Origin of the sequence: Marinobacter sp. THAF197a, assembly GCF_009363275.1 — a bacterium.
In the GTDB taxonomy this organism is placed as follows: domain Bacteria; phylum Pseudomonadota; class Gammaproteobacteria; order Pseudomonadales; family Oleiphilaceae; genus Marinobacter.
In genome coordinates this window covers 838754-851318 of sequence record NZ_CP045324.1, presented here as the reverse complement: position 1 = coordinate 851318, position 12565 = coordinate 838754, and the positions used below count along the sequence as shown (strand labels likewise).

Annotated in this window: 12 protein-coding genes; 2 read left to right on the top strand and 10 right to left on the bottom strand. The window is 57.7% G+C overall.

From position 1 onward, the window contains the following. Positions 1 to 68: 68 nt before the first annotated feature. A complete protein-coding gene (locus tag FIV08_RS03925) occupies positions 69 to 323 on the bottom strand; it encodes a GrxA family glutaredoxin (protein ID WP_138435373.1) in 255 nt (84 codons plus the stop codon). Between the two features lie 148 nt (positions 324 to 471). After that, on the bottom strand, positions 472 to 2598 hold the full coding sequence (locus tag FIV08_RS03920) for a methyl-accepting chemotaxis protein (RefSeq protein ID WP_152437400.1): 2127 nt from the start codon (positions 2596 to 2598) through the stop codon (positions 472 to 474). Between the two features lie 59 nt (positions 2599 to 2657). Between FIV08_RS03920 and FIV08_RS03915 the strand changes: the two genes are divergently transcribed. Beyond that, the gene (locus FIV08_RS03915; protein WP_152437399.1) at positions 2658 to 3107 is read left to right on the top strand and encodes a YqaA family protein; all 450 of its coding nucleotides are present in this window, start codon (positions 2658 to 2660) and stop codon (positions 3105 to 3107) included. Here FIV08_RS03915 and FIV08_RS03910 read toward each other — a convergent pair. Continuing rightward, complete coding sequence (locus tag FIV08_RS03910) at positions 3041 to 4492, bottom strand: ABC1 kinase family protein (RefSeq protein WP_152437398.1); 1452 nt, start codon at positions 4490 to 4492, stop codon at positions 3041 to 3043. The genes FIV08_RS03915 and FIV08_RS03910 overlap by 67 nt on opposite strands. Positions 4493 to 4767: 275 nt before the next feature. Here FIV08_RS03910 and FIV08_RS03905 point away from each other — a divergent pair, with 275 nt between their 5' ends. Further along, positions 4768 to 5853, top strand: a complete 1086-nt coding sequence (locus tag FIV08_RS03905; RefSeq protein ID WP_152437397.1) for a GGDEF domain-containing protein — start codon at positions 4768 to 4770, stop codon at positions 5851 to 5853. 3 nt (positions 5854 to 5856) lie between these two features. On the opposite strand, the gene lipB is transcribed toward FIV08_RS03905, so the two are convergent. From lipB to rlmH, 7 genes are all read right to left on the bottom strand, one after another. Further along, positions 5857 to 6498 (bottom strand): lipoyl(octanoyl) transferase LipB, encoded by a 642-nt coding sequence (gene lipB / locus FIV08_RS03900; protein ID WP_058090965.1) that lies wholly within the window; start codon positions 6496 to 6498, stop codon positions 5857 to 5859. Between the two features lie 4 nt (positions 6499 to 6502). Continuing rightward, a complete protein-coding gene (locus tag FIV08_RS03895) occupies positions 6503 to 6772 on the bottom strand; it encodes a YbeD family protein (RefSeq protein ID WP_058090966.1) in 270 nt (89 codons plus the stop codon). 42 nt (positions 6773 to 6814) lie between these two features. Then, positions 6815 to 7981 carry a D-alanyl-D-alanine carboxypeptidase family protein gene (locus FIV08_RS03890; protein ID WP_152437396.1) on the bottom strand — a complete coding sequence of 389 codons (1167 nt, stop codon included), beginning with the start codon at positions 7979 to 7981 and terminating at the stop codon, positions 6815 to 6817. A 49-nt stretch (positions 7982 to 8030) separates the two neighbouring features. Next, complete coding sequence (locus tag FIV08_RS03885) at positions 8031 to 8912, bottom strand: septal ring lytic transglycosylase RlpA family protein (RefSeq protein WP_228715490.1); 882 nt, start codon at positions 8910 to 8912, stop codon at positions 8031 to 8033. Between the two features lie 136 nt (positions 8913 to 9048). Beyond that, on the bottom strand, positions 9049 to 10191 hold the full coding sequence (gene rodA / locus FIV08_RS03880) for a rod shape-determining protein RodA (RefSeq protein ID WP_152437394.1): 1143 nt from the start codon (positions 10189 to 10191) through the stop codon (positions 9049 to 9051). Beyond that, entirely contained in the window at positions 10191 to 12086 is a 1896-nt protein-coding gene (gene mrdA / locus FIV08_RS03875) for a penicillin-binding protein 2 (protein ID WP_152437393.1), read from the bottom strand. The genes rodA and mrdA overlap by 1 nt, the downstream gene beginning before the upstream one ends. 8 nt (positions 12087 to 12094) lie before the next feature. After that, on the bottom strand, positions 12095 to 12565 hold the full coding sequence (rlmH, locus tag FIV08_RS03870) for a 23S rRNA (pseudouridine(1915)-N(3))-methyltransferase RlmH (protein ID WP_152437392.1): 471 nt from the start codon (positions 12563 to 12565) through the stop codon (positions 12095 to 12097).

Here is a 12565-nt window from a genome sequence, read left to right as displayed (position 1 = left end):
GGTCGTCATGAAAAAGCCCGGTCACCTCACGGTAGCCGGGCTTTTTTGTACCTGAAAACGGACGACGATCAGCGTGCTGTTGCGGCCTCATGGTCGCGAACATAGCCATAAAAATCATCGAAACCGCCAACGTATTCGGAACCGACGAGAATCTGGGGCACGGTATACACCGGGCGGCCGATCTGGTCGGCAATATCCTGCTTGCTCATTCCCCGCTCGATCATATCGACCCAGATATACGGGATATTTCTGGATTCACACAGGTCCCTTGCCCGAACACAAAAACCACAGCTTGTACGGCCATAAATAGTGACCTGCTCCATAACAACCTCCTGAATCCGGGTGAGCCCCAGGGCGAAACGAATGGTTCAATACTTGGATTAAATGATGACATGAGAAGCAACAATTGAAAATTGATGCTTCTCATGGCTGTGATAGTAAGGGGCGATACTGATCCTCTGCGTTAAGCCATCAGGTTTTCAGCCGGCCCAGTTCCCGGTCAAGCACTTGCACCTGGCCGTCCAGCGCGTCACCGCTCTGGCGGACCCGCCGTGCCAGCTCCCGCAGATCGTTGGCCGCATCGCCAATCTGGGTCAGGTTGCGGTTGATCTCTTCGCTCACCGAACTCTGTTCTTCGGCGGCCGTGGCCACCTGGGTAACGTGCTCGACAATGGTACCAATCCGCTCCACCACCGTGGCCAGTGAATGGTCCGCTTCGCGAGTGCCGTCTACAGCAGTGGTTGCTCGCTCTACACCACCCTGAATGACGGTTACCGCGCCGTCCACATCGCCTTTGAGGCGTTCGATCATATCGCTGATTTCGTCAGTGGATTCCCGGGTTTTCGACGCCAGGGTTCGCACTTCGTCGGCCACCACCGCAAAGCCCCGGCCCTGCTCGCCGGCCCTAGCCGCCTCAATGGCCGCATTCAGTGCCAGCAGGTTGGTCTGTTCGGCAATGCCGCGTATCACTTCCAGGATTCGGTTGATCTCCTCGCTGCGCTGTGCCACGTGGCCGATGGCGGAGCTGGCCTGCTCCATATCCCCCGCCAGCGCATCGACACCCTTGAGCGCCGCGCCCAGGGTATCCTGGGTAAACCGAATGCCATCCCGGGCGGCCCGGGCATTGTCGGCAGCCTCACCGGCAAAGCCTGCGACTTCGCCGGCGGCGGCAGACATCTCGTTCATGGCGGTGACGACGCTGTCGATGTCCTGATGCTGTCGCGACGTCTGGTCGTCAGTATCACGGGCGATGGCGCCCACGTCTGCAGCCTGGCCTCGCACCTGGGCATTGACCTCTTTCAGGTCATTGATCATTTCCCGCAGGCGAGCCAGGAAAGCGTTGAAGCCACCGGCCAGGTCAATCAGCTCGGCGTGGGTGTCTATATCAAGTTCCCGGGTAAGGTCCCCTTCTGCACTGGCCAGGTTGCGCATCCGGTCTCGAATTTCATCCAATGGCCGGGTTACTGAACGCACCAGCAGAATCAACACGGCAATGGCAATCAGTACCACCACCACACCCACCATGGTCTGCCGCGCAGCCGTATCGGACACTTCGGAAGACAACAGACCGGTGATTTCCTCAACACTGGCCAGGGCCACTGAGCGCGGCAATTCAATCAGCAATGACCATTCGGCGCCGGGTAACTGCACTTCCACCGGATAGGCCACCGCCAGGGTCTGCCCATCATCAAACCGGCCGCCACGCTGGTGCAGGCGGACAAATTCATCAGCCAGGTCTGGTACGGCTTCCTGTAATGGCCGGCCGAGGTGGGACTGATAATGGCTGGATGCGGCAATCAGCCCACCCTCGCTTAACAGTGACACCCGGGACTCACCATCAAACAACGCCTGGCTGACACCGGCAATCGTGGCTTGCAGTGTGGACAGGTTGATATCCACACCGGACACACCGGCAAACTCACCGTTGTTCCGAATCGGCACCACCAGGCTGGTCATCAGCTCAGAGTATCCCTCCTCGATTTCGTACTCGTAAGGCTCCATCAGGCAGGGTTTGAGGGAATCCCGGGAACACAGATACCACTCTGCTTCACGAATGCCGAATTCGTTCCGGTTGTCGAGGTACTTGGTGGACGGGTCTTCGGTGCGGCTGAACAACACATTGCCCTGAGGATCACGGTAATAGTAGATCTCCAGGGTGCCTTCATCACTGCTGTGTTCCTCTACGCCGTCGGTGAAATAGATGTCCATACCATCGTATGCGTCAGGTTCAAACTGGGCGTAGATGGAACTTAAATGCTGCTGTTCGGACAGAATGGTTCCGATGGTTTCCTGAAGATCCCGGCGGCTGATGCGGCCGGAACTGTCCGATTCAATGTTGCGGGTGATCAGGCTGCGCACCACTTCCGGCGTCTGGTAGGCGGTTTCGAACAGGCCGGTCACCAATTCACCGTATTGCCCCGCCGTTGCGCTCAGCTGGTCCATGACAATATTCTGCACGGTATCGCGAGTTTCCCGGGACAATCGCTCTTCCATCGAACCAAGTGATAACTGGGCAGTCACCACAATACTGATGCCCATTACCAGTAGCAGTGAGATAACCAGACCATAGAGCTTGAAGCGAAGCGACAGGTGTTTCATAAACCGCGAAACCTTTGTTAATGAACCTTTACTGACAATACTAGAGCATGGAGGCGCCCTTGGCGTATCTGACCCTCTTTTTCACCGCATTCGCCGCCGCCACATTGCTGCCAGCCTATTCCGAGCTGCTGCTGGGCACGCTGGCCAGTCAGGGCCGGCCGCTATTCTGGCTGTGGTTCTGGGCCACACTGGGCAATACGCTGGGGTCAGTCGTTAATGGGCTTATCGGCCGGCAGGTGGATCGCTTTAAGCATAAACGATGGTTTCCGGTCAGCGAATTGCAGCTGCACAAGGCCCGCAACCGGTTTAACCGCTATGGGCAATGGTCATTGTTGCTGGGCTGGCTGCCGATTGTTGGAGACCCGCTGACGCTGGTGGCCGGCATTATGCGAGTGCCCTGGCTCAACTTTGTGATCCTGGTGGGTATCGGAAAGGGCCTGCGCTATGCCTTCGTGATCTGGGTAGTGCTGGAAGCCACCGGATTTGCCTCATCGGCGCCATCACCGTAAAGGTATTTGCGCAACAGGTCTTCGCCGTTGAACTCCGCGTGCATCACCGCGATGAAGGTATACACCCCGATCAACTTTCGGTTGAGGAACACGAATTCCTTCGGGGGCACCCGGAAGTACCGACTGATGGCTGAGCGCGCCGCGTGTTTGGCTACCCGCGAAGGCAAGTCGCTCTGCTTCCAGCAGTACTGGCCCCTGGCGTTCACGGCATAGTCCGGCCACTGGCTGCGGTCCCGGGCCAGGGGCTCCAGCACCGACATACACACCGAACCAAACTTCTCCAGGACTTCTTCTGGCCAATCCCGGCTCATGAACCGGAGGGTAACGCCACCCTCAATCACCTGCTCCAGATCCTGCTCGTATGACGCGCGAATCATCTGGATAACCGGATCAAGAAAGGCCGGTGAATAACTTTGAACGGCACCAAAGTCCAGAAGTACGATGCGGTCATAATCTTCGTCACCACCTTCCTCACCGGCAATCCGGATGCGGTAGTTCCCGAAGTTCGGGTCTGTCTGGATTTCGCCCCAGTCAAACAGCTCCCGGAAGAACAACTCCAGCGCCGCCTCGCCCAGGGCACTGCGGCGTTCCAGCGGCAAATCCCGTACCGCCGGGGAGCCAACGGAATGGCCGTGCTCGTAGGTAGAAGCGATGATATGGTCGGTCGAATACTCCTGTAATACCCTGGGCACAACAAACCTTGGGTCGGAGCCCAGCATGTTGCGGAATTTCTCGGTGGTCCTGGCCTCCAGGCGGTAATCCACTTCCCGGTGCATCATCTGCCGGACTTCTTCGAGCCAGTCATTGAATTCCGGGCCGAAGCTCACCAGCCGGGCCACTTTCAATAACTGCGCCACTGCATTCAGATCACTGTCCACGGCATCAGCAACGCCGGGGTATTGCACCTTGAGCACCAACTCCAGGCCGTCACTGCGTCGCACCGCACGGTGCACCTGGCCAAGGGAGGCAGCACCGATTGGTTCCGGATCGACATCCAGCTCTGCGAGCCTTTCGGCACCAATCTCGGCCTTCAGCACCCGCTCGATCGCCGGCCATTCCAGTGACGTGGTCTGGTCTTCCAGCGTATGCAGGGCTTCGGTCACCTCTTCTGGCAAAAAATGCTCGCCATAGAGCGCCATCACCTGGCCAATCTTGACCACACTGCCTTTCAGCCGGCCCAACTCATCCACCAGAAAACGCGCCTGGCTCGACAACATCGCACGATGGCGCTGTTCCCGAGTGTCCTTGCTGCTGAACCAGTTGGTGGCCATGTGTGATGCCATACGGGTACCAGCGAAAAGCCCGGCCTTAGTCAGGGAAAGCCTGCGCTCGAAGCTGCCGGTTTTGATGCGGGACACGGATTTTCCGGGGCGTCTGGAAGACATGGATAACCTGTATGTTCAGAAAATTTTGGCGTTTCGACCGCGCCCGGAACAGTTTTTCCCGGCGCCGTTACTGCATTATACGGATCGCAAGCGGTGACAACCTAACCTCTACGCCGCAAAAGCTCCGTTTCCGCAGCCAATGTGGACAAATATTGTTCACCGTAAATATGTTCAGGTCGATGGTTACGATTTAACACAAACTCAGGTCACAATGCGTTCTAGAATTGGTTAACAGGAACAATGTGACTTTCGTCAATTACAATAAAAGCCAAGACATGAAGCCTTCAACAACCAGAACACCAGATTCTGAACTTTCCCAGTTCCGGGTGAAGGGCGAGATCCCGGTACCGGCCCTTATCAACGGGCTTACGACCGCTGCCGTGCCGTTACTGTTGTTTTTTTCCTGGCGCTCAATGCAGCAAGGGGATTCGGTGACTGCCCCCTTCCTGACTGGCTTCGCTGTATTGCTGGCGATCAACAGCCTGATTTTTCTGTTCGCGGGCCACAAGACCTTTCATCGCCGGGTCTTTATTACCCTGATCACCGCGCTGTTTACCTATCTGGCAACGCAAGCGGTGGAGGATGGCTCAGCGATTATCTGGCTGTTTGCTTACCCACCGATTATTTTCTATATCAGTGAGGCCCGGGTCGGTATCTACGCCTGCCTGGGTGGCTGGCTGGCTGTCCTGGTGTTGTTCAGCCCGATTGGCGATGCGCTGTTTGCATCCCCCTACAACGCCACCTTCCGCCTTGTCATGATCATCGTCCTGGCGTTCGTCATGGTGACCTGTTACATCCTTGACCAGAGCCGCCGGCGCAGCAAACTCGGGTTGATCAAGCTGGCCAAGGAGTTTGAATACGCGGCGAAACACGATGCGCTGACCGGTCTGGCCAATCGGCGCGAGGGCCTGGAACAACTGGATAACGAATATCAGCGTTACCTGCGTAGCGGCCGCGGCTTTTCAGTCCTGCTGATGGACATCGACCTGTTCAAGAGTGTGAACGACACCCACGGCCACCAGGCCGGTGACGAGATGATTGTTCTGGTCGCAAGAACGCTGGCCAGCCAGTGCCGAAAGGTGGACACCATTGCCCGTTGGGGCGGCGAGGAGTTTCTGATTCTGCTTCCGGAAACATCGTTAGCGGATGCCTACGCCTCCGCTGAGCGGATACGGCAGGCGGTATCCAGCCAGACCATTACCGTGGATGGCAAGGTTATTCGGGCCACGATAAGTATTGGCGTGGCAACGATACAGGGATCGGAGTCGATTGACCGCCTGCTGCAGCGATCCGACGAAGCGCTTTACCAGGCCAAGTCCGAGGGCCGCAACCGTACCTGCCAGGCCAGCGTCGCCGCCTGAGCATCATTGCCAGCCCTGTCGCAGCTCCACCTGCTGGCGGTCGAGACCGCTGACCAGCTCGTGAACAAGCCTATGCTCCAGGCTGTACACGCTGGCTTCCGGTTCAAAATCACTGACCTGGCACATGGACATACCGGCGTAGCCACAGGGATTAATGCGGCTGAACGGTTCCATATCCATATTGACGTTGAGCGCCAGACCATGGAACGAGCAACCCCGACGTACCCGCAACCCCAACGAGGCAATCTTGGCGCCGTTGACATAGACACCGGGCGCATCCTGCCTTGGCGCCGCCTCGATGCCCGATTGCGCAAGCGTGCGAACAATGGCCTGCTCGATGTGATCCACCAGCTCCCGAACACCCAGTTTGCAACGCGGCAGATCGATCAGTAGATAGATAACAAGCTGGCCGGGGCCGTGGTAGGTCACCTGCCCGCCCCGGTCCACCTGAATCACCGGGATATCGCCCGGCAACAGAATATGCTCTGCCTTGCCCGCCTGGCCCTGGGTAAACACCCGCGGGTGCTCAAGGCACCACAGCTCATCCACGGTGGTTTCGTCCCGGTTGGCGGTGAAGGTTTTCATCGCTTCCCAGGCTTCCATGTAGGGCTGCTGGCCCAATGAACGGACAATCAGGTCAGCCATGGCGTCAGAGCACCATGTGCACGCGACCGCTCGCTTTCAGATCTTCGAACAGGGCCTTGAGCTGCGCTTCTCCAGTGGCGACAATCTTGAGCTGCACCGAGGAAAATCGACCTTTGCTACTGTCCGTCACCGAAATATCGGTTTCGCTGATACCAGGAGCGTGCTGCTCCACAACTTCCACGACAAACTCGGTGAAATCCGGAGCGGAATTGCCGATCACCTTGATGACGTAGTCACAGGGAAACTCGATCTTCGGCGCTTTTGGCTCACTCATGCCAGATACTCCCCGATGCCCGGCTGGCTATCGCCGACCACCTTAATTGAACAGTTGTACGAAAAACAGTTTGATAGCATCCCAAAGCCGTTTGAAAACGCCACCCTGCTGCACATCAGTCAGTGCCAGTGCAGGCTCATCCACCAACACATCACCGTCGAGCATAACCTGGATCCGGCCCAGCTCATCCCCCACCTTGATGGGTGCCTTGATGACAGAATCAAGGTCTACGGTTGATTCAAGCTTATCCCGGGCACCACGGGGAATCGTTACAAACACATCCTCCGCCAGGCCTACAGAAATCTGATCGCTCTTGCCACCCCAGACCTTGGCATCCACCAGCTCCTGACCGGCCCGGAACAGGCGCTCCGTCTCATAGTAACGGAAGCCATAGTTCAGCATCTTCTGAACTTCGCGGGCCCGCACCTCGGCACTGCTGGTTCCCATCACAGCAGCAATCAGCCGGGTGTTGTCCCGCTTGGCGGAGGCCACCAGGCAGTAACCGGCTTCTTCAGTATGGCCGGTTTTCAGACCATCCACACTTTCATCCCGCCACAACAGACTGTTCCGGTTCGGTTGACGGATGTTGTTGTAGGTAAAGCTTTTCACCGCATACAACGGGTAGTTCTCCGGGTAGTCCTCAATAATGGCCTTGGCCAGCAAGGCCAGGTCATAAGCGGTGGCATACTGATTAGGATGTGGCAACCCGGTGGCATTCTCAAAATTGGTATTGTTCATGCCCAGCTGGCGCGCCTGCTGGTTCATGATATCCACGAAGGCATCTTCACTACCGGCCACAAACTCCGCCAACGCGACGGAGGCGTCGTTGCCGGATTGAATAATCACGCCTTTAAGAAGGTCTTCCACGGACACCTGTGTACCCTCCCGTACAAAGGTCCGGGAGCCTCCGGTTCTCCAGGCCTTGACGCTGATCGGCACCATGTCCGTCATGGAAATTCGGCCTTCATCCAGCTCGCGCTCAACGATGTAGGCCGTCATCATCTTGGTTAGGCTGGCCGGCGGCACTCGTTCATGGCTGTTATGTTCCATGATGACACGACCACTAAGAGGGTCTTTCAGCACCCAAGAACTGCCTGCGATCTGGGGCGGAGACGGAATCAAAGCCGACTGGGCAACCGCCTGCCCCACCAGCAGGGTGGCTAGGGACAAGACAAAAACAAAGCTGCGAATCACTGAATTAAAAGCCATGGGTAGGTTCATTCGTCGTAAGGTGTATTTTCTTCTGGGGTTTCAGGAATCAGTGGCTGTCGGTCAGCACGATAGACTGACCAAAGCCCCGGGATTCCAGTAAATTCTGTGCATGACGGGCCTCGGACTCATCACTGAATGGCCCTATCTGGGCCCGGTGAAAGCGGCCAGAGCCTGTTGTCACTTCGCGCACCCGCATCGGGGTTTCGATGACTCCCCGCGCCTTTGCCAGCAAGGCCTCCGCCGGGTCGCGCTGGCTGAACGAGCCGAGCTGAACAAACAGACCACTGCTCCCGCCCGCCGATTGGCCCGGCACCGGAGCAGCGGCGACAGCAGGTGCCCCGACACCCGGCTTGAACGGTTTGCCGGCCAGCGTCATGGAGCCATCTTCGCGAACGGTGATCGCCGCCACCTCAACCCTTGCGGTACCCTTGGATTTGTAGCCAAGTTTCTTGGCCGCCGCATAGGACAGGTCTATCAGCCGGTCATCGTGAAACGGCCCGCGATCGTTCACCCGAACAATCACCGACTGGCCGTTTTCAAGGTTCGTCACCCGGGCATAACTCGGTATGCGCAGGGACTTGTGGGCGGCAGACATCGAATACATGTCGAATATCTCGCCATTGGACGTTTTGTGACCATGGAACTTCTCGCCGTACCAGCTGGCGATTCCGCGGGCGACGTAGCCGTCGTTACTGTCCATAACCCGGTACGTTTTCCCCCACACCTTGTACTGCGCCATATTGCCGGCATTTCGGGGCTGCTCGTAACGGGGAACCGCATCTTGCAGGCCCGAGACATCGAAACTCCCGGAAGGGGCTCTATCCTGTTTGATCGTATAGCGTGATGAGTGATCCGGCTCTGGAGATGTCGACTTGGGCGTACTGGAGCAACCCGCAAAGATCAGGCTTACCAGCACCCCCAACCACATTGTTCTTTGTTCCCTGATCATTATGTTCGGCAACCCATGCATCTTCATCCGGTACCCAGCCTTAGTGACCTGTAATATTGTAACGGGTTCCCGGCAGGATTCACCATTACCGGCAAGCCATCATCGCTTACACCCGCTACGCAGAGATCATGCGACGATGGGTATGAATCGACATCAGCACCCCGAACGCTGCCATCAACGTTACCCCGGACGTGCCACCATAGCTGACCAGTGGCAGGGGCACACCCACCACGGGCAGCAATCCACTGACCATGCCCACATTCACAAAAACGTAGATAAAGAAGGTCATGGTCAAGGCACCTGCCAGTAGACGACTGAATGAATCCTGGGCGGTGACCGCAATATACAGGCAACGAAGAATGATCAAGAAATACAGGGTCATCAGCAGCAACATGCCAATAAAACCGAATTCCTCGGCCAGCACTGCCACGATAAAATCCGTGTGACTTTCGGGAAGGAACTCCAGATGGGACTGGGTACCCTGCAACCAGCCTTTGCCATCCATGCCACCGGAACCAATGGCGGTTTTGGACTGGATGATGTTCCAGCCCGCCCCCAGAGGGTCACTCTGAGGGTCGAGCAATGTCAGCACTCGCTGCTTCTGGTAGTCCCTCATGACAAAAAACCACATCATTGGCGCAGATACCGATACCAGCGCAAAGAACGCCGAAATCAGCTTCCAGCTCATGCCCGCAAAGAACACCACGAATATCCCGGCCATACCCACCAGCAGTGAAGTACCAAGGTCGGGTTGCTGAACAATCAGTGCCATGGGCATCAACACGATGAGCAACCCGACGGCAACGTGGGAGAGACGCGGCGGCAGGAAATGACGGGACAGGTACCAGGCGGCCATCATGGGCACGACCAACTTCATGAATTCCGAGGGCTGGAATCTGGGCAATCCGGGAATCGCCAGCCAGCGCTGGGCCCCCTTGGCCCCCACGCCCACCAACAGAACGGCCACAAGCCCCACCATACCAACAGCATAAAGCCACGGAGCCCAGCGCCTGAAAACGGCTGGGTCCAGTTGCGCAAACACACACATCACCACCAGCGCCACACCAAACCGAATGCCCTGGGCCTTGACCACCTCAATGTTCCGGTCAGCGCCACTGTAAAGCACAAAAAGCCCGGCTCCCATGAGTAGCAACAGTAGCAAAAGCAGCAAAGGATCAAGGTGAATGGCCGACCAGAAACCCCGCGAACGGCCAAGATTGTGATCGGCAGGGTTATTGAGCAAGCTCCCCAATGCCATCAGAGCCCTCCCTCCTGGTCAACCTGACTGATCACCGATGACTGGTCGGCCGCAGGAAACTCTTCGAGCCAGGCATCAAACAGAGCCCGGGCAACCGGTGCAGCGGTGGAGCTGCCACCACCGCCGTTTTCAACGATAACCGCCACTGCAATCTTGGGATTATCCGAGGGAGCAAAACCGACGAAAAGAGCGTGGTCCCGCAAGCGCTCTTTTATTTGTTCTTCATCATATTCCTCGTCTTCTCCGAGACTGAACACCTGAGCGGTTCCAGTTTTCCCGGCCATCCGGTAACTGGCCCCCTGCCCCGAAGAACGCGCCGTGCCTCGGGCGCCATGCATCACCTCTTCCATTGTGTCCACTACGTATTCCCAATCGTCCGGGTTCTTCAGTATCAGCGGCTCATGGGTTTCTGAAGGAAGAAACTCATCCACCGACCGGTCACCGCGAATGTCCTTAAGCAGCCTGGGCTCAACCCATACGCCACGATTGGCAATCAGCGTGGTTGCCGTTGCCAGCTGCAGAGGCGTCGACAGCATGAAACCCTGGCCGATACTCATGTTCACAGAATCCCCCGGATACCACGGCTCATTTCGCGCTGCCCGCTTCCAGTCAGCGGTGGGCAACAGACCGCTCAGGGCCCCCGACACATCCAGGGTGGCGTCTTCGCCAAAGCCGAAATGCGCCAGGTATTCGGACATCACGCTGACACCCATTTCAACGCCTACCTCATAGAAGTAAACGTCGTTGGATCGGGCCATGGAATACTTGAGATCAACCCAGCCGTCGCCGGATCTGTTCCAGTTCCGGAAACGCCGCCCCCCCTCGCGTAACTGAAAGTATCCGGGGTCCCAGATTCGCCGCTCCCGGTTGGTCACGCCACTGTCCAGCGCCGCAATCGCCATCATGGGCTTGATGGTGGAGCCCGGCGGATACTGACCACGCAACGCCCGGTTGAACAGGGGCTTGTCAATATCGGTACTAAGATTGCGGTAGTCCTCAACACTGATTCCGGTGACAAACTTGTTGGCATCAAAGCCCGGCACGCTGGCCAGCGCCAGGATACCTCCAGTCTCTGGTTCGATTGCCACAATAGCGCCGCGGCGCCCCTCGAGCAGCTGATAGGCCTTGCGTTGGAGCCGCAGGTCAAGGTGCAGCTGCAGATCCTCACCGGGCACCGGGTTTACCCGCTCAAGTACCCTCAGAATACGACCCCGGGCGTTGGTTTCGACGTGCTGGTAGCCCACCGTACCGTGCAACACCTGCTCGTAGAATCGCTCAATACCGGATTTTCCAATGTAGTTGGTTCCCGCGTAGTTCACCGGGTCAATCCGCTGCAGCTCTTCCCGATTGATTCGGCCAACGAAGCCCAGGGCATGAGCCGTCAGTTCACTGTGGGGGTAATATCGAACCAGTTCAGCGCGAACCTCCACGCCGGGGAACTCATGCCGGTGCACCGCCATTCGGGCAATTTCCTCTTCGCCCAGATCGTAGCTCAGAGGCATTTCCTGGAAGGGCCGGCGAGGTTCACGAAGCCGCCTCTTAAACCGTTCTATGTCCTCTTCGGCGATGTCCAGAATCTCGGACAACCGGGCCAGAGTGGCCTCCATACCCGCCACGCGCTCTGGCACCAGTGTAAGGCTGAACACCGGGCGATTCTCTGCCAGCAGCAGATTGTTCCGGTCGTAAACCAGGCCCCGGGGCGGTGGCACAGACTGGACCTGAACCCGATTTTTGTCTGACAGCGTGGTGTAGATCTCATGTTCGACAATCTGTAGCTGGTACATCCGCGCCAGCAGGCCGATCATCATTAGCAGGACGAACACCAGCATGACCACGGCACGGCGCTGGAACAGCCGGCGCTCCGCTGCAGTATCCTTGAATTCGCCCCAGGCCATGGAAACTCCTAGGCCCGGTGATACGGGTGGTTACGGGTGATCGACCAGGCGCGGTAGAGCTGCTCGGCGAGCACAATACGCACCAGGGGGTGGGGCAAGGTAAGCGGCGACAGAGACCACTGCTGGTCAGCTCGCTGCCGGCAGGCATCGGCCAGACCATCGGGGCCGCCTACCAGAAAACAGACATCCTGACCGTCTTGTTGCCAGCTCTCCAGGTGGCTGGCCAGTTTTTCCGTGGACCAGGGCCTGCCGCCCACTTCCAGGGCGATGACCCGGTCACGGGGGGCAACCGACGCCAGGATGGCATCGCTTTCACGCTGCATCAGCCGCGGAATGTCCGGGTTCTTACCCCGGTGAGCCATGGCAATTTCGGTCAGTTCCAGGGGCAGCTCCGGCGGCATCCGGCGAGCATAATCGTTATACCCCGCACTGACCCAGTCGGGCATCTTCTGCCCTACACAGATCAGACGCAGTTTCAT